Origin of the sequence: Marinobacter koreensis (assembly GCF_023156285.1) — a bacterium.
Classification (GTDB): Bacteria; Pseudomonadota; Gammaproteobacteria; order Pseudomonadales; family Oleiphilaceae; genus Marinobacter; species Marinobacter koreensis.
On record NZ_JAKZAJ010000005.1, the window covers coordinates 243,959 to 261,343 of the forward strand.

General features: G+C 59.3%; 13 protein-coding genes. 8 read left to right on the forward strand and 5 right to left on the reverse strand.

Annotated elements, in window-relative coordinates; all coding sequences use genetic code 11:
- Positions 1 to 41: 41 nt before the first annotated feature.
- From ppc to MLD04_RS14980, 6 genes are all read left to right on the forward strand, one after another.
- The gene (gene ppc, locus MLD04_RS14955) at positions 42 to 2,687 is read left to right on the forward strand and encodes a phosphoenolpyruvate carboxylase (protein ID WP_248160127.1); all 2,646 of its coding nucleotides are present in this window, start codon (positions 42 to 44) and stop codon (positions 2,685 to 2,687) included.
- Between the two features lie 48 nt (positions 2,688 to 2,735).
- Positions 2,736 to 4,106, forward strand: a complete 1,371-nt coding sequence (locus tag MLD04_RS14960; RefSeq protein WP_248160129.1) for an HDOD domain-containing protein — start codon at positions 2,736 to 2,738, stop codon at positions 4,104 to 4,106.
- Positions 4,107 to 4,310: 204 nt separating this feature from the next.
- On the forward strand, positions 4,311 to 4,964 hold the full coding sequence (adk, locus tag MLD04_RS14965) for an adenylate kinase (protein WP_008937442.1): 654 nt from the start codon (positions 4,311 to 4,313) through the stop codon (positions 4,962 to 4,964).
- A gap of 28 nt (positions 4,965 to 4,992) precedes the next feature.
- Positions 4,993 to 5,691 (forward strand): tRNA (adenosine(37)-N6)-threonylcarbamoyltransferase complex dimerization subunit type 1 TsaB, encoded by a 699-nt coding sequence (gene tsaB, locus MLD04_RS14970; protein WP_248160144.1) that lies wholly within the window; start codon positions 4,993 to 4,995, stop codon positions 5,689 to 5,691.
- 89 nt (positions 5,692 to 5,780) lie between these two features.
- On the forward strand, positions 5,781 to 6,149 hold the full coding sequence (locus MLD04_RS14975; protein WP_008937444.1) for a hypothetical protein: 369 nt from the start codon (positions 5,781 to 5,783) through the stop codon (positions 6,147 to 6,149).
- Complete coding sequence (locus MLD04_RS14980) at positions 6,149 to 6,973, forward strand: class I SAM-dependent methyltransferase (protein WP_248160147.1); 825 nt, start codon at positions 6,149 to 6,151, stop codon at positions 6,971 to 6,973. Before MLD04_RS14975 ends, MLD04_RS14980 begins: the two co-directional genes overlap by 1 nt.
- A 5-nt stretch (positions 6,974 to 6,978) precedes the next feature.
- Here MLD04_RS14980 and plsB read toward each other — a convergent pair whose 3' ends face one another.
- A complete protein-coding gene (gene plsB / locus MLD04_RS14985; RefSeq protein WP_248160149.1) occupies positions 6,979 to 9,450 on the reverse strand; it encodes a glycerol-3-phosphate 1-O-acyltransferase PlsB in 2,472 nt (823 codons plus the stop codon).
- Between the two features lie 141 nt (positions 9,451 to 9,591).
- Between plsB and nudC the strand changes: the two genes are divergently transcribed.
- Together nudC and murI are read left to right on the forward strand one after the other, a co-directional pair.
- The gene (gene nudC, locus MLD04_RS14990; RefSeq protein WP_248160151.1) at positions 9,592 to 10,410 is read left to right on the forward strand and encodes an NAD(+) diphosphatase; all 819 of its coding nucleotides are present in this window, start codon (positions 9,592 to 9,594) and stop codon (positions 10,408 to 10,410) included.
- Positions 10,411 to 10,415: 5 nt separating this feature from the next.
- Entirely contained in the window at positions 10,416 to 11,258 is an 843-nt protein-coding gene (murI, locus tag MLD04_RS14995) for a glutamate racemase (protein ID WP_248160159.1), read from the forward strand.
- Here the strand turns inward: murI and MLD04_RS15000 are convergent.
- The 4 genes from MLD04_RS15000 to MLD04_RS15015 form a co-directional block, all read right to left on the reverse strand.
- Positions 11,236 to 12,243: a DUF2156 domain-containing protein gene (locus MLD04_RS15000; RefSeq protein ID WP_248160161.1), complete on the reverse strand. Its 1,008-nt coding sequence runs from the start codon at positions 12,241 to 12,243 to the stop codon at positions 11,236 to 11,238. The genes murI and MLD04_RS15000 overlap by 23 nt on opposite strands.
- 42 nt (positions 12,244 to 12,285) lie before the next feature.
- The gene (locus MLD04_RS15005; protein WP_008937450.1) at positions 12,286 to 12,939 is read right to left on the reverse strand and encodes a class I SAM-dependent methyltransferase; all 654 of its coding nucleotides are present in this window, start codon (positions 12,937 to 12,939) and stop codon (positions 12,286 to 12,288) included.
- Positions 12,940 to 13,186: 247 nt separating this feature from the next.
- Positions 13,187 to 15,361, reverse strand: coding sequence for an EAL domain-containing response regulator (locus MLD04_RS15010; RefSeq protein ID WP_248160163.1), 2,175 nt, complete (start codon positions 15,359 to 15,361; stop codon positions 13,187 to 13,189).
- 24 nt (positions 15,362 to 15,385) lie between these two features.
- Positions 15,386 to 17,365, reverse strand: coding sequence for an HDOD domain-containing protein (locus tag MLD04_RS15015; protein WP_248160171.1), 1,980 nt, complete (start codon positions 17,363 to 17,365; stop codon positions 15,386 to 15,388).
- Positions 17,366 to 17,385 lie beyond the last annotated feature (20 nt).

Consider the following 17,385-nt stretch of genomic DNA (forward strand, 5'->3'; position numbering starts at 1 on the left):
GTAAGTTTACTTCGCCTCCGTCAATTCAAAAGGACGTTAATGTGACTGAGCTACATCCCGATCTGCGCGAAAACGTACGTATGCTGGGCGAGCTGCTGGGGCAGAATATCCAGCATTATCCCGGCCAGGACTGTTACGATCTGATCGAGGAGATCCGGGCCGCTGCCAAGTCCGATCGCCGTCAGGAAAGCGGTTCGGGGCAACGACTGGTCAGCCTGCTCGGGAAGCTCTCCGACGACGAACTCCTCCCGGTAACGCGTGCCTTCAACCAGTTTCTCAATCTGGCCAACCTGGCCGAGCAGTACCACGGTATCCGTCGGAAGCGGGGACACCAGTCTGATCTGATGGTGGAGTCGTTCTCCGAAGTTTTCGACCGCCTGAAGACGGGCAAGGTGACTCCCGAAGAGCTGCATCGCCGGGTTGCTGAACTTCGCATTGAATTCGTGTTGACGGCCCACCCGACGGAGGTGACCCGCCGGACGCTGATCATGAAGTACGATGAAATGTCGGACTGTCTGGCGCAACTGGACCACGACGACCTCATGCCAGCGGAACGGGACGAGATCGTCGAGCGGCTGTCGCGTCTGATTGCCGAAGCCTGGCGCACCGACGAGATTCGTCATGAGCGACCGACGGCAGTGGATGAGGCCAAGTGGGGCTTTGCCGTCATCGAGAACAGTCTCTGGCAGGCCCTTCCCGATTTCCTGCGAAGCCTGGATCTGTCGTTGTCGGAAGCGACGGGGAAAGGTTTGCCGCTACAGGCCTCACCGGTCCGTATTGCCTCCTGGATGGGCGGCGATCGCGACGGCAACCCGAATGTCACCCACGACGTGACCCGCAAGGTGTTCCTGCTCGGGCGCTGGATGGCCGCGGACCTCTTCCTGCGGGATATCCAGTCACTGCGGGCAGAGTTGTCGATGTGGCAGGCGAATGAGGAGCTTCGGGCCAGAGTGGGCGAGTCCCGGGAACCCTATCGACAGGTGCTGGCGGAACTCCGCGACCGACTGATACGTACCCGTGACTGGGCGGAGGCCAGCGTCAATGGCGAGCCGGCGGACGCTTCCGGGATTCTTTTCGAGAATGGCGATCTGACCGAACCACTCGAACTTTGCTATCGCTCGCTGATGGACTGTGGCCTCGAGACCATCGCCAATGGTCCGCTGCTGGATACCATCCGTCGCGCCCACACCTTCGGATTGCCACTGATTCGTCTGGATATCCGCCAGGAGGCGTCGAGACATGCCGAAGCGGTGGCGGAAATGGTGGATTACCTCGGAATGGGAGATTACCTGAGCTGGTCCGAGAAGGAACGGCAGGCCTTTCTGGTCCGGGAGCTCCAGGGGCGGCGACCACTGGTGCCGCGTAACTGGGAACCGTCGGACCCGGTGCGGGAGGTTCTGGCCACCTGTGAAGTGGTGGCGGGGCAGACGCCGGAAGCCCTGGGATCCTATGTCATCTCGATGGCGAGTACGCCATCGGATGTTCTCAACGTGATTCTGTTGCTGCGCGAGGCGGGGATGAAATTCCCCATGCGTGTGGTGCCTTTGTTCGAGACACTGGACGATCTGACCGGGGCGCCCGATGCGATGGCGGCTCTTTATGAAGTGGAGTGGTATCGCGAGTACTGCCAGGGGCGCCAGGAAGTAATGATCGGTTACTCGGATTCCTCCAAGGATGCCGGCCAGTTGATGGCGGCCTGGGCCCAGTATCAGGCCCAGGAAAAGCTGACGCATGTTGCCAATCAATACGGCGTTCACCTGACCCTGTTCCATGGCCGCGGCGGAACGGTTGGCCGCGGTGGTGGGCCCGCCAACCGGGCGATCCTTTCTCAGCCTCCGGGATCGGTGAACGGCAGTTTCCGGATTACCGAACAGGGTGAGATGATCCGGTTCAAGTTCGGATTGCCCCGATTGGCGGTGCAGAGTCTTACGCTCTATACCACGGCGGTGATTGAGGCGACGCTGGCACCACCTCCACAGCCGAATGACAGCTGGCGGGAAACCATGGACTGGCTGACCGAACGGTCACTCAAGGCCTATCGGGACGTGGTGCGTGATAATCCCGATTTCGTCCCCTATTTCCGCCAGGTGACGCCCGAACAGGCGCTTGGCAAGCTCGCTCTGGGGAGCCGGCCCGCCCGACGCAAACCCTCGGGCGGTGTGGAGAGCCTGCGGGCCATACCGTGGATTTTTGCCTGGACCCAGATGCGACTGATGCTGCCCAGCTGGCTTGGCAGTGACGTTGCGCTGGAGGACGCCGCGCGGGATAACCGCCTCCCGCTGATGCGTGAAATGATGCAGGGCTGGCCTTTCTTCCGCACCTATGTGGATATGCTCGAGATGGTTCTCGCCAAATCGGATCTGAGAATTGCCTCTTATTATGAGAAAATCCTTCTGGACGATGACCGTTTGCGAACCCTGGGAGAGAGCCTGAGGGAGAGACTTCAGGGCTGTATCCAGCGTCTCCTGGAGCTGAAAGAGCAAAAAGAATTGTTGGAGCAGGAACCGGTATTCGCCCATTCGATGCGGGTTCGCAATCCGTACACCGACCCTTTGCACTATCTTCAGGCGGAATTGCTCAAGCGAGACCGGGAGAGTGAGGGTAAAGGCGAGGTTCCGGAGATGGTCGAGCGTGCTCTGAAGGTAACCATGGCTGGCATTGCCGCCGGTATGCGAAACACTGGCTGACGGATTTATCGGCGTCTCGGACGCTCATTGAGGAAAAGGAGTATCAATTTGGCACTGGCGGCACGACTGGCGAATTTTTTCCAGAAAAAGGGCATCGATTACCGGGAATTGCCCATTGATCAGGTCCTCAACCTGGATGCCGCAGTGATGGCCTCCGGTCGTCCGCAGAATGAGTTCGTTCAGGCCACGCTGCTCATCGACATTGAGGGGGTCATGATGGCCATCCACCGGTTCGACAGCGCGCTTGATCTGGATGCAGTCCGGCAGTTGACCGGGCGGCGCCTCCAGCCACTGACAGCACGTCAGACCACGAGACTGTTTTCAGACTGCGACCCCGGGTTCGCTCCGCCGATCGGTTCGGCCTACGGGCTGAAGATGCTGATCGATGAGGATGTCCTGAACCTTGATCGTGCGGTATTCACCGCCGGCACGGACAACTCACTTGTCGAAGTGGACGGCCGAAGTCTTCGCCTGGCCCTTGCGGGCGCTCGCAAGGCCCAGCTTGTGATCCGGGGGCAGGGTAATGGCGACCGCAAGGCGCTCAGCCTCGACGAAGTGGCTGATAAGCTCCAGAAGTTATACCGTTTGCCTCCGATGCCGGCGCTGGCGCTGAGAATCCTGCGTCTGACCGCCAATACCGAGGCGACGGCCCGGGAGCTGGCCGAACTGATCGAATTCGATCCGAGCCTGACGGCCCAGATCATGCGCTACGCCCGCTCGGCATTGTTCAATTACCCGGGGCAGGTCAATTCAGTTCAGGAAGCGGTTACCCGTGTACTGGGTTTTGACAGGGTCGCTCATATCGCTCTGGGCATTGCGTCCGTGCGCGCCTTTGAGGTCCCGCGGCAGGGCATGCTGGGGATGGATGCATTCTGGCGTCATTCCCTTTACTGCGCGTTTGTCTGCCAGAGTCTCGCTGTCCGGTGCGATCTGGACAAAGGGCTCGCGTATCTGTGTGGCCTGTTGCACAACTTCGGCCTTCTGCTGGTCGGTCATCTGTTTCCGGCCGAGTTCGACGAACTCAATCAGTTACGTGAGGCCAATCCGGAGGCCAGTATGCATTCGCTGGAGCAACAGGTCTTCGGCCGGGCTGACAGTCAGGAGATTCTTGCGGTCGGCCATGGTGCGATTGGCGGAATCCTCCATCGACTCTGGCAGCTTCCGGATCCGGTCATCAAGTCCGCCGGAATGCACCAGCACCCCGGCTATCACGGTGAGCACGAACGTTACGTGCTGGTCGTGCAACTGGCCAATGCCCTTCTCAAACCCCGTGGGATCGGTGATGAATTCAACCCGGACGACGTTCCGTCCCTGCTTGAGGCGCTTGGATTCGATGCCGGAATCCTGGACGGGCTTGAACAGGAAGTTGACCGGGTCGCTCCTGAGCTGGACGCCCTCGCAACCTCTCTTTCCGCCTGACGCCCATCCTGCTGCGACGCCCTCGGGCCGTTCCGTTCTTGCTCCATGATACGGAGGTCGACTTTCTATGGGGCGACTGAGTTCGTATAATGCGGCCTCGTCGCGTTTCCCCGGCAACCGCCCAGGGCGTGAGAGGCTGTCGCAAAGGCACGGGTTTTTGCCGCAGCTTTTCAAATGATAAAGAAGACAATGGGAGCACAACGTATGCGAATCATCATGTTAGGCGCGCCGGGCGCGGGCAAGGGGACTCAGGCCCAGTTCATCACCGAACGGTTTGATATTCCCCAGATCTCCACCGGTGACATGTTGCGGGCCGCGGTGAAATCCGGTTCCGAACTGGGTAACCAGGTGAAAGAAGTCATGGCGTCCGGTGGTCTGGTGTCAGACGACATCATCATTGCCCTGATCGAGGAGCGTATCCAGCAGCCTGACTGTAAGAACGGTTTCCTGCTCGACGGCTTCCCGCGCACCATTCCCCAGGCTGAAGCACTGAAAGACCAGGGCATCGCCATCGATTATGTCGTCGAGATCGCGGTCGATGACGAGGAGATCGTCAGCCGCCTGTCTGGTCGTCGCGTGCATGAGGGCAGTGGCCGGATCTACCACGTCAAATACGATCCTCCCAAGGTTGAAGGCAAGGACGATGAAACCGGCGAGCCTCTGGTTCAGCGCGAAGACGACCAGGAAGAGACGGTTCGCAAGCGCCTGAAAATTTACCATGAGCAGACCGCTCCCCTGGTCGGTTTTTACCAGCAGTGGGCGGAGAAAGATGCCGCTGCGGCGCCCAAGTATGTTCGCGTCGAGGGTGTTGGCAGTCTGGACAGCATCCGGGACGAAATTCTGTCCCGTCTGAAGTAATCGGATACGGCGATCGGGCTGGGCTCTTGTGAAACTTCTCGCACTGGATACCTCATCGGAGGGCTGCTCTGCAGCCCTGTTGGTTGACGGAGAATTGACCGAGCGTTTCGAGGTTGCGTCCCGTGGGCACACCCGTCTGCTCATGCCAATGGTGCGGTCGTTACTGTCCGGGCAAGGCCTGGCGCCAGTCGATCTGGACGCTCTGGCATTTGCCTGTGGTCCGGGCTCCTTCACCGGGCTGCGGATTGCCACCGGCGTGGTCCAGGGGATGGCCTGGGGTCTCGAGCTACCGGTGGTTCCGGTCTCTTCCCTGGAAGCGGTGGCATTTGGCGCCATTGAGGCATTTGATGCCCGGGAAGGCGACGCGATTGCGGTGGCGTTCGATGCGCGTATGGGGGAAGTGTACTGGGGCTGTTACGAGATCCGGCGAGGCTTCCCGAGACTTATGGGTAAAGAACGCGTCTGCCCCCCGTCGGCGGTTCGCCTTGAAGGTGATTCCGGGCGGTGGCTGGGTGCCGGACCGGGCTGGCAATTCCGCAGTGATATGCCCTCCGATGTGACGGAGCAGATGGCGATGGTCGAACCGGATTTGCTGCTCCGGGCGAGTTGGGTGGCCCGTCTGGCCGAAAGCGCCCTGGCGGATGGCCGAACCGTACCGGCCAGTCAGGCCCAGCCCGTTTACATCCGGGACGAGGTAGCCTGGAAAAAACTTCCCGGCCGGGCCTGAGTACCCGGGTTGGTCAACACGCTTTCAATCCTGCCCGCTTTCTTTCATACTCGGCTAATCTTTGATCATTCGTTGAGCGGTGTCTTTCAATGATTGGCGGTATCAGCCCCGGTAATCAATCTCTCTACCAGAACGGTAACAATAGCCCCGTCCGGGAACGGACCGAGGGTGCCCGTGCACCGGCGGCCTCGCCGGATGCCAACTCGCAAGCCGTTCGTCAGAACCTGGCCGACAACGGGCGACGGTCCACGTCAGAACCCACGGCTCCGGGCAGTGATAATCTGGCCCGTCGGGTAGAGGCCCGGCGGGCTGCCGAAGACACTCGTCTGGAGCGCTTTCAGGCCAACGAACTGCCACTTCCAACCGCGAAGGCTCTCTCCACATTTGCCGGTGTCGCTGCAGCTGGCCAGGATTCGGGTGCTGCGAGCTCACTCGCCGGCATTGATATTATCGTCTGATGACCTCCGGATCCGTATCTTCGCACCGGACGATTCCGTCCCTGATCGTCGGTCGCAGCCCCCTTGGTGATGCCCTGAAAGCCCGGGGTTTAAGTGAACGTCTTGGCATCCCGGATCGTGGCGTACTTCGACCGAAGGATGTTACCGACGTCCCCCTTGTTCTTTACCTGGATGAGGCGGGCGTCTGTCTGCAGGTGACGGGTAAAGGGGCGCCAGGGCCGGTCCGTGCCGAGTTTGTGTCGGGCAAAATGGGGTATCGACGGGAACACGGTGGCGGTGCAGGGCAGTTGGTTGCCCGCGCGGTTGGTTTGCAGAAAAGCCGCGCCCGCCCGGCGGTGCTGGATGCCACGGCGGGCCTTGGCCAGGATGCTTTCGTGTTGGCCGGGCTTGGCTGTGACGTCACTCTGTTCGAACGCAATCCGGTTATTCACGCCCTGTTGGAGGATGGCCTGGATCGCGCCCGGCTGAATACCGATTGCGCGCCCATCGTTGCGCGGATGCATCTGGCGGAAGGGAGCAGTAGCGACTGGATGCGGCAGAGGGAACCCGGGTCCGTGGACATCGTCTATCTGGACCCCATGTTCCCGCACCGAGACAAGTCGGCCCGCGTCAAAAAAGAAATGGAAGTCTTTCGCCAGGTGGTGGGCGAGGATCCGGATGCTGAAGAATTGTTGTCGGCTGCCCTCGCGGTTGCCACTTATCGAGTCGTAGTGAAGCGCCCGCGCAAGGCTCCGCCCATTCCGGGACCGGAGCCCAGTACCCGGATTGAAGGCAAGAGCAGCCGTTACGACATTTACGCCATCAAGGCCCTTCCTGACGCCTGAGCCGTTCAGGCGCCCATCATGGTGACCTGCTGGATGGCCTGGCGCTTTTCCACGCTCAGGACCAGTCTTGCGTCCTCAGCCACCTCTTCCAGCCCCTCACCGTAGCTGATCAGGCCGTTTTCGTCGGTGGTGATAACACCGTTCTTCTGCATGTTCGCGATGAAATTGCGGAACAGGCTCTTGTCGAAAAATTCCGGGGCATTCAGCCCGAACAGGATCGACATACGCTCTGCCAGCAGTGTGCTCTGCTCTTCCAGTTCGCTCGCGCTGATCTTGCCCGAGCCGTATTTTCTCAGTATCCCTAGGGCAATGTGATAGCGCTCCAGCGTCTGGATGATGAAGCGGGACAGGATGCGCAGGCGGAGCATGGCTTCGGTCCCTTCCTCCGGTCGGCCAATCCGGTCGTCTTCCAGGATTGTCAGGAGACCAAGGTCGACCAATACATCGATCCACTGGTTAATGATCCCGTCAATTTCCTCCATGGAGTATTTCAGGAACAGCTCCGATTGCAGGTAGGGATAAGCGACACTGGTCAGGAACACGATCTTGTCCCGGCGCAGCGAATCCTTGTTCTCGAACAGGCTCGCGATCAGTGAGGGCAGGGCAAACAGATGCTGGATGTTGTTCCGGTAGTAGGTCATCAGGATGGCATTGCTGCCCTCCAGGGCAATGATGTCCCCCAGCTTCTGCGGCTGGCGAGTGATCAGTCCCATGGATTCACAGTAGGCAATCCAGTCTTTGCCCGAGCCCTCCGGAAGGGTCACTGTCTCGGCGTAGGGGAAGGTGGTGAGCAGCCGGGCGTACTGGTCCATCAGTCGGATCAATTGCCCTTCGTCCATGGCGAGGCGCTCTGTACCCAGAAGCACCGTGGCGGTCATGCCGATCGGATTCACGGCCACGGAGGCGTTGATGTTGGCTGCGACCCGCTGCGCGAGCACGTCCACCGCATCTGTGAGCCAGGCGGGCCGGTATTCCGCGTCGTACGCCTCATCACGCCAGCTGTCATGAACGGTGTCCAGGACCTGGGCCAGCGGGATTGCATCGCCGAAGTTGACAGCCACCCGACCGAATGAATTGGTCAGCTTGCGAACGGTCTTGGCCAGTCCGAACACGCTCTCTTTCTGTTTCTTCTTGCCCCGGAGCTCGCCCAGGTAGGAGCGACCTTCCATGACTTTCTCATAGCCGAAATAAACCGGCACAAAAACGATGGGTTTGCGATGATCACGAAGGAAACTCCGGACCGTCATCGACAGCATTCCCGGCCGGGGTTGCAGCATGCGTCCGGTGCGGCTGCGCCCACCTTCTATGAAGTATTCCACTGAATAGCCCCGGGAAAACATCACGTGCATGTATTCGTTGAAGACGGTCGCATAGAGGGGGTTGTCCCGGAACGAGCGACGCATGAAAAACGCGCCGCCGCGTCGCAGGATCGGCCCGACGATCGGCATGTTCAGGTTGATGCCTGCGGCAATGTGTGGCGGCATCAGTCCGTTCTTGTAGAGCACGTAGGACAACAGCAGATAGTCGATGTGCGAACGGTGACAGGGCACATAGACCACCGCGTTATCCTGCGCGACCTCCTTCACTTCCTGGATGTTGTTCACCGCGATACCGTTGTAGATCCGGTTCCAGAGCCAGGAGAGCACCACTTCCAGAAAACGGATGGTCACGATGGACATGCTGGCGGCGATTTCGTCCGCGTATTTATAGGCTTTGCCGCGTACCTTCTCGGGCGGAATGTCGTCTTTTGCCGCGGTTTCCCGGATGGCTTCTTTCACCGCCTGGGTCCTGACCAGCCCCTCCACCAATGTTCGCCGGTGGGACAGATCCGGGCCGAGCACCGCCTGCCGAACGCGGCGGAAATGGGTTCGCAACAGGCGAGCCAGCTTCCGGTTGGCTCGCTCCTCGCTGTGCCGGTACTCATCAATGACCTGCTTCAGGGACAGCGGCTGGTTGAACTGAACGTAGGTATTCCGTCCATGCACCATGATGATCAGAAACTTCTGCAGGCGCCCGGCCACAGACCAGGTGTCGGATAACAGCAGCTTCACCAGGGATTTTTCCTTGTCCGGGGACCGCCCCCAGAACAGGGATACCGGCACGATCTGCACATCCTGTTCCGGATGCTCCAGTCCATAGCGCACGAGGGCCTGGAATTCGTTGGTGGGAACCGGTGTCTGCCGGCCGCCGCTGAACAGACCGCCAATCCGGCGATAGAGAAAAAAGAACGAATGAGCGGGACCGTTCTTGACCGGCAGTGCTTCGCTGGCACCGGGCAAATGGGCTCGAATTACCTCCTGCTCCAAAACCAGGCGGCTGGAGAGGGAACTGTACTGGAGCACGTAGCAGACCGGCTTTTCCGGATCGAGGCCCAGGGTCTCGGCGCTGTTACCACTGACATCCGTCCGGACCCACAAGAACAGAATCTTGCGAAAAATGGTCAGGATCAGGCTGCGAAAGCCCTGGTAAAGTCGCATAAGGTGTCGCTCCGGTGACTGAAAACAGGCGCTAAGTTTACTTGGTTGGGCTTTGGGCGGAAAGTCGCCGGATCATTCTTGGCACTCCCTGCAATGTGGTACATTGCCGTTCTGTTTCAACGAAAAAGACGTTCACCGCCGATGAGCACTTCAGACTGGAATCCGGGCTGGACCACCGAACCGCCCGACCACACTGCGCGTTTTCTGCTGGTTTCCGGCTCGGATATCGTCAAGCCCCGGAATGGCTGGCTCCATGCCGGAGAACAGACCCGACTTCAGGACCTGTCTACCGGCCCGGTATCGCTGGGAACGTCGGGCGAGCGACCGCTTTATGTAGCAGAGATTTCAGAGTTGCCGCCGGAGGCTGAGCCGGTCAGTCTGAGGGAAGCCCTGCTGGCGGGCGAGGAGGCTCCAGCTGCCCTTTTGAGTACCGGGCTCCAGGTGCTTCAGTGGTGGCGGGATCACCGCTACTGTGGGCGTTGCGGTCAGGAAACCGGGCTTCACGCACGGGAGCGGGCAAAATGGTGTGACGCCTGCGGTATCCCATGGTACCCGAGAATTGCACCCTGTGTGATCGTTGTGATCCGCAAGCAGGATCGATTCCTGCTGGCGAAGAACGCGCGGGTGAAGCGACACTTCTACAGCCTGATTGCGGGATTCGTGGAAGCGGGAGAAACCCTTGAAGAAGCGGTCGCCAGGGAGGTGTTGGAGGAGACAGGCCTGACGGTGAACAACATCCGGTATCAGGGATCCCAGCCCTGGCCTTTTCCTCATCAGCTCATGGTCGGTTTCTTTGCGGATTACGTCGATGGCAGCTTGGTGCTTCAGGAGGACGAGCTGTCGGACGCAGGCTGGTTTGCGCCCGGTGATACGCCGCCCATACCGCCGGAGACCACCATTGCCGGCCGCCTGATTCAGGCAATGGAGCGCGAAATCGCTGGTGACGTGAGCGGCGGGTGACGTCCATGTCCAGAATCCTGGTATTTGACTCCGGCGTGGGTGGGTTGAGCGTTGCCGACTGTATCCACCGCGAGCTCCCCGCAGCCCGGCTCGTCTATCTGGCCGACACGGCCGGTTTCCCCTATGGCAGCCAGCCCGAGGCCGTGGTTATCGAGCGTTGCACATCGCTGATTCTCAAGGCCCTGGCCGAGACGCCCTGCGATGTCGTGGTGGTGGCCTGCAATACCGCGAGTACGGTGGTGTTGCCTCGTCTGCGGGAGTTGGTGCGGGTGCCGGTGGTGGGTGTTGTGCCCGCAATCAAGCCTGCCTCAAAATTGACCGTCAATGGCCGAGTGGGCGTGCTGGCAACACCGGCGACCATTCGACGACTCTATCTGGCCCGCCTGATCGACAGTTTTGCACCGCACTGTCAGGTGGAGCTGCTAGGCCATCCCGGTCTGGTCCGCTGGGCAGAGGATCTGGTGCGAGGCCAGCCGGTGCCTCGGGATGAACTCGCGGAGGCCATTGAGCCTCTGCTTCTGACCGGTGTTGATACGGTGGTTCTGGGCTGCACTCACTATCCGCTTCTGCGTTCGGACCTGGAGGCTGTGATGCCCGGGGTTCGATACTGGGTGGACTCGGGGGACGCCATTGCCCGACGGGTTCACTATCTGCTGAAAGAATCGGGGATAGAAACCGGACCGGGTTCCCCCGGTTCCGATGAGCCACCGGTCTCACGCGTGTTGCTTTCCGGCGCGTTGCCCGACGGTTTGCTGACTTTCATGGCGTCGATCGACCTGGTTGCAAGCCAGGCCGATCAACATTGGGGGGGACTGGCAGACCCGGTCAGAGCAGCCGGGTCAGCTTGAACATGGCGAGGAATTCCAGCGCGGGAATGGCCCGCCGGTGGCAGCAGTAGGTCTTGAAGGCCTCGCCACGGAACCGGGACTTGGTGAATTCCAGCCCCTTGAAGTTATAAAGAAAGTTGCCTTTCTCGTAGATCAGGTGGAGAAGGCGTTTCAGCAGGCCGCTTTCCTGATGTTCTGTTGTTCGATCCAGCGACAGTGGAATGAGTCCAAGATCGAGATAGGGCACGCCTTCGGCCTTGAACACGTCCATGGCGTGGGCCATGAGCGTGTAGAAGATGCCCTGACGGAACTCGGCATTGGCCCTGGAAATATTCGGAACATAACTGATGATCTCATTGTTCCGGTAGATCGGGTCGAAGTAGATGAAACCCACCGCCTTGCCGTTTTCATAGGCATAGAAATGGCGCTCGTTCTCCCGATACTCCATCTCCATGGGCCGGATCAGAAAGCGGATCTCATTGCTCTTGCATTTTCTCGTCCGGATCCAGGCCTCGGAGATCTCCCGGGTGTGGTCATCGCTGAAGCGCTCCTTGACGGTAATCCCTTTTTTCTCGGCCTGGTTCAGTGCGGTCCGGAGGATCTGTTTTTTCTTGCCCGAGAGATTCCATTTTCCCAGATCGATCCGCGACTCACTGCCAAACTGCGTGCCGTACATGCCGAACCTGAGATGCAGGAAATCCACCACTGAACGGGATACCTGGATATAACTGGCGTTGGGGAAGCGCTGGTGGAACCGTTCAAGCATGACGGCAAAGTTCTCGGGGGCACACACCGGATCTGAAAGCACAAAGGTGCCGCCCCATTTGCGCATGTAGGCGATGTAACCGATGCCGGGCAAATCGAAATATTGCATGCCCGGCTGCAGGGTGGAGAAGGACTGCGAGTGGGTTCCGTGCTTTTTAAGGAACGCGACGCGCTCGGCAAAGCTGAAGTTGCCGCTCTCCAGGACCCTGAGGCTGTCCAGTGCAAGAATCTGATCCGTCATATCTATGCTCCCGGTTTCTTTTTGTTGGCGGAGAACGCTGGGTTAGGCCTGCTTGCGCCCGAGGATGGACCAATAGCAATCCATGTTGAGCAGCTTGAAGTGCTTCTTGTCGGTCACCTTCAGTCCCAGACGCTGCATGTGTTCGGGGTAGTTATAGATCTTGTGGAATGCGTTATTGGCGAACAGCCAGAACACGAAGACCGCCATGTACCAGTACAGTTTCTTGAACAGGCGGGAGAGCAGGTTGCCCGTCGGGTAGCAGAAATCGCCGACGACAACTCGGGCGTCGGCCTTGCCGAGGCGGATCAGGTGTTCCAGGACCCGGACCATCATGTCCTCGTCGAAGACGTTCAGGAAAAAGTTGGCAATGACCATGTCGTACTGCTCGAACTCGTCGACTTTCATGATGTCGCTGTGAATACGGCGGATGGTCAGGTGGGGAGCTTCCTTCTCCTGAGCTTCCCCAAATTTCCGCAGCATGGTTTCTGACAGATCGACGACAGTCACGTCGGCGCCCAGTTCGGCCGCACGGATGGCATCACGACCGTGTCCGACGCCGGCGAACAGGATTCGGTCACCGGGTTGCACTGTCTCCACATCCAGCATTGCGGTCTTGCACCGGTGAATGTTCTTTCCGCTGTAGAGGTTGCTCAGGAGGTCGTAGACCGGGCCAATGTATTTGTACTTGTCGCGCATGATCACTGCTGCCTGTTCCTAGTCCTTTGTTGCCGAACCCTTGTTGTCGTTCTGAGCTGCCTCTGATCGATGAGAGCAGGGACGGCCGGTTGGGTTTCGACGCCTTGTGGTTAGGAGATTAAGAGACAGGTGGGGGGAATTATGTGCAGTACTGCGCATTTCCGGATACACAGCGTAACGTAACGCTACACTTTGCAAACCGGGTCATGCTTTTAATTCTGACTGTCAGACAATCGAAAATGGAGTATCAGAAGGACACGGCTTCTGCGTTTGGATTGCAGAGTGTCTGACTGATTTCGTTGGCCGGCCGTGCGGGTCCGTAGAAAAAGCCCTGCACCTGGTGGCAGCCGAGGCTTCGCAGGTATTCCAGCTGCTCGTCGGTTTCCACGCCCTCAGCCACGATCTCCAGCTTCAGTCCGTGGGCCATCGCCACAATGGCGTTAACGATACAGGCGCCGTCCTCTCCGCCTCGGATGGCCTTGACGAAGGACTGGTCCACCTTGAGGGTGTGGATAGGCAGCCGGTGCAGGTAGTTCAGGGAGGAATATCCAGTGCCGAAATCGTCAATGGCGATGCGTACACCGAGGGTGGCAAGTTCACGCAGCTTCTGGCTGATCTGCTCCAGGTCGTTCATGATCACGTTTTCCGTGATCTCGATTTCGAGGTTCTTCGCCGGGAAGCCGTGTGCCGTGACCCGTTGCATCAGGGTTTCCACGAAGCGGGGATGCTCCACCTGGACCGGGGAAAGGTTGACGGCCAGCCGCAGATCCGGATTGCCATCGCGTATCCATTGGCCGACATCCTTGCAGGCCTGATCCATGACATGCTCACTGACCTGGCTGATCAGCCGGGTTTCTTCTGCCAGAGGCAGGAAATCCCGTGGATAGAGAAGACCGCGCTCCGGGTGCTGCCAGCGTACCAGCGCTTCGAGTCCGACAACCCGGTTGGTGGTCGAGCAGACCTGGGGCTGGTAGAACACCTTCAGTTCATTGCGTTCCAGGGCCAGTCGCAGATCCCGCTCGAGGTTGAGCCTGTGAACGCTGTCAATGCTCATGCTTTCGGAGAAGAAACGGTAACCGTCCTTGCCACGTGCCTTGACATGGTACATCGCGATGTCGGCATTCTGGATCAGCTGATCCATGCTTTCACCCGCTTCCGGGTAAATGGCAATGCCAATGCTGACACCCACGAAGACTTCGTGTTCACCCAGTTGGAACGGCGCGCGCAGAGCCTTGATCAGCTTCTTGGATATCTGCCGGGCGTCATCGTGGCTGTGGATCGAGGGCAGCAACAGCGTGAATTCATCCCCACCAAACCGGGAAAGGGTATCGCCTTTGCGTATGCATTTTTCGAGACGCTGGGTGACCGCCTGCAGCAGGCGATCGCCCATCGCATGGCCGAGGGTGTCGTTGATGACCTTGAAGCGGTCAAGGTCCAGAAACATGACGGCGAGTTTCTGGTGGTTTCGGCGAGCATGGGTGATCGCCAGTTCCAGCCGGTCCTTGAACAGGGCCCGGTTTGGGAGCCTCGTCAGCAGGTCGTGGTAGGCCTGGAAGTTGATAAAGGCTTCCGCTTCTTTCCGCTCGGTTACGTCTCTGGCAGTACCGTAATAGCGCGCAGCCTTGCCATTCGTTCGTCCCCGGGTGTCCTGGCTTTGAGGCCAGGTCTGGGGATCGATTGGGAACGCGGTGATTTCAAAGTGCCGGGTCGCTCGACGGCTGCCACGGGTTTTCAGGCGGACTTCCAGTGTTCGCGGGTTGTCTGCCGTAATATTCGGGCCTTTCAGGGCATAGGTACCCCTTGCTACGTCCCGATCGTCCAGTATGTGCCGGAAATGATGCCCGCACAGTTCCGAGGGCTGGTAGCCAAGAAGGGCCTCCACTTTGCTGTTGACGAAACAGAAGTGGCCATCCTCGTCGAGCATGAAGACAATGTCCGGAGAGCTGTTGACGATATATCGGTGCAGGGCCTCGGACTTTTCGAGGCGCATCTGTACGTGTTCGTGGGCCTTCAGCAGTGACTGTTTGCCAATCACACTGCTGACGGTCGTCAGGAGTTCATCCGGATCAAAGGGCTTCCGGATATAGTCCAGTGCCCCTCGCCGCAATGCCCGGCTGACGGCGGCAAAGGAACTTTCGCCACTGACAACGATGGTACCGCAATCCGGCTGTTTGTCGCTGAGGTAGGCCATCACGTCGAAGCCGTCCACTTCCGGCATTCGAAGGTCCAGCAGGGCGAGATCAAAAGACATCTGATCGATGATTGAGCAGGCGTGCCGCCCGCCGGCCGCTTCGGTCACTTCGTAGCCCTCGCCACGGAGCAGGGTGGCCAGGCTGTTGAGCAGGCGAGGTTCGTCATCGACAACGAGTAACCTTGCCGGAAATCCGTGACTGCTTGTAAGACCAGTATGTTCAGGTGTCATCGGTCTGCGTCCATTGTTTCGTCGTCAGCCTTCTTCGTTCTTATTGTCACTCGCGGCCGGGAACAGTATTCGGAACGTCGTGCCATCCGCCCCTGTCCGACAAGCGATGATGCCCTCCATGTCATCAACGAGTTGCTTCACAATGCTCAGGCCCAAACCGCTGTGGCCCTCTCCCTTTGTGGTTTTTACCGGTGAAAACAGTTGTTTCCCCACTGCTTCCGGGATGCCGGGACCGGTATCCGAAATTTCCAGCTCTACCCAGGTACGATGATTCTGCCATACCGGGGCCGAGGTGCCGATTGTCACCTTGCCCCCTGATTCCGGCAAGGCTTCCACGGCGTTGCGGACCAGATTGATGACGACCTGCCTCACCGCCGAAGCATGCCCGGCAATCTGTGTCGCGTTTCTGGCCAGCCGTAGCTCCAGTTGTCGATCCTCCAAGCTGAACAGCGTATCACCCAGAATCCGGTCCAGACTCTCGATTTCACTGTTCAGTGAGACGGGTTCGGCCGAGTCTTGAAGGGATCCGGACTGGCTCATCTGAACCAACAGATCACCGGCGCGATCCAGCTCTTCCCGAATGATATCCAGCTCCTGCTGAACGTCCGAGTCGGCGAGGCGGTTGCGAAGCTGGTGTATGTACTGGCGAATGATGGTCAGCGGATTGCTGACCTCGTGTACCTGTTTACGAAGTTGGTCGCGATGAATCTGATCCCGCAGGGTCTCCTCCAGCGTTGGACCGGTCAGGGAGAGTCGGCTCTCCAGCGTCTGGCCGACCTGTCGGGTAAACAGCCGGGCAAGCTCCAAAGTGGTCGCCTGATGCGATTCGTCAGTGCCAAGTGCGAAAATGCCCGGACACTCTTTGCCGGCGTTGACGGGGATGGCCAGCAACGAAGGCGCGTGCAGAAGGGACATGAGCTGGCGGTCCAGCACCGTAGGCGTACGCCCCTCCAGACTGACAGGCTCGCCCAGATGAAACGCCTCGGTCAGAACGCTGCCGCCGGGCTTGGCGGAGATGGCCAGTTCAGGCAGTTCGCCGATGGTACCGGATAACAGCACCAGCAGCTCTTCCGAATGACCAAAACAGAGTGCCGGGCAGCCTGTTACCAGAGTCAGGCTGTTGACCGTTTCGGCGAGCACGTCGTCTGGCTCGGCGCTGAGATCGGCCATACTGAGGGCCTGGCTGGCGATTGCTTCGCGCAAAATGGTCTGTTTAAGCTTGAGCGTTGCACTGTCACCGTTGTAACTTGCATCCGTGGGAATGCCGAGCGAAGCTGCAACTCCGGAGACTTCGTGACCAATGCGCCGGCTGATTTCGCGGGTCAGTTCTTCGTTCAGTCCCAGAATGGTACTGGCGGCGGATACCCCGCTGGCATCGGAGAGCGCCAGCCGGGTCGAGAGACTGATAATCTTTACAAGGTGGCCGGCGTCACGCAGTTCCGAGGGTAGCGCCTGCTGATAGCGCATGGCGTCGGCGGCCATTGGGCCCAGCCCCCAGGCGGTCGCAAGATCGGCAGCGATGTCCGCCTGGTGGGTAAAATAATGCTGCTTGGCTTCAGCAGTGGGCGTTTTGATGGCAATCAGCTCGCCGATGTTGTGGATCATTCCCAGCAGAAAGGCTTCATCAGGGTCTGGGTAGCTGGTGAGTGTCGCGAGGGCCCGTGCCGTAAGTGCCGTTGTCAGGGAGTGGCGCCAGAAATCCCGAAGCTGTTGCCACTCATCGGCACCGAGCTCGAAGAGCAGTTGCCGCAGGGCTGCGGTCAGGACCAGTGTGTGGAAGCGGCGGGTTCCCAATCGGAGCAGCGCCTGGTCAACGGAGCGAATGTGAGTGGCGGGCCCGTAAAGCGCGGAGTTTGCGAGTGCAAGGATGCGGGCAACGAGTGCCGTATCTGAAGAAACAATATCGCTGATGGTTCGATAATTGGCGTCGTCATGGCAGGCCTCAAGCGCCCGCAGGGTAACCTCCGGGAGACTCGGTAGCTGTAGATCGGTTGCTATATTCATAGACCCGCCAAACCCTGAAC

Coding starts and splice junctions, on each gene's coding strand:
- adk (WP_008937442.1), top strand. CDS start 4,311: ATGCGAATCATCATGTTAGGCGCGCCGGGCGCGGGCAAGGGGACTCAG.
- MLD04_RS14975 (WP_008937444.1), top strand. CDS start 5,781: ATGATTGGCGGTATCAGCCCCGGTAATCAATCTCTCTACCAGAACGGT.
- MLD04_RS14980 (WP_248160147.1), top strand. CDS start 6,149: ATGACCTCCGGATCCGTATCTTCGCACCGGACGATTCCGTCCCTGATC.
- plsB (WP_248160149.1), bottom strand. CDS start 9,450: ATGCGACTTTACCAGGGCTTTCGCAGCCTGATCCTGACCATTTTTCGC.
- nudC (WP_248160151.1), top strand. CDS start 9,592: ATGAGCACTTCAGACTGGAATCCGGGCTGGACCACCGAACCGCCCGAC.
- murI (WP_248160159.1), top strand. CDS start 10,416: ATGTCCAGAATCCTGGTATTTGACTCCGGCGTGGGTGGGTTGAGCGTT.
- MLD04_RS15000 (WP_248160161.1), bottom strand. CDS start 12,243: ATGACGGATCAGATTCTTGCACTGGACAGCCTCAGGGTCCTGGAGAGC.
- MLD04_RS15005 (WP_008937450.1), bottom strand. CDS start 12,939: ATGCGCGACAAGTACAAATACATTGGCCCGGTCTACGACCTCCTGAGC.
- MLD04_RS15010 (WP_248160163.1), bottom strand. CDS start 15,361: ATGACACCTGAACATACTGGTCTTACAAGCAGTCACGGATTTCCGGCA.
- MLD04_RS15015 (WP_248160171.1), bottom strand. CDS start 17,365: ATGAATATAGCAACCGATCTACAGCTACCGAGTCTCCCGGAGGTTACC.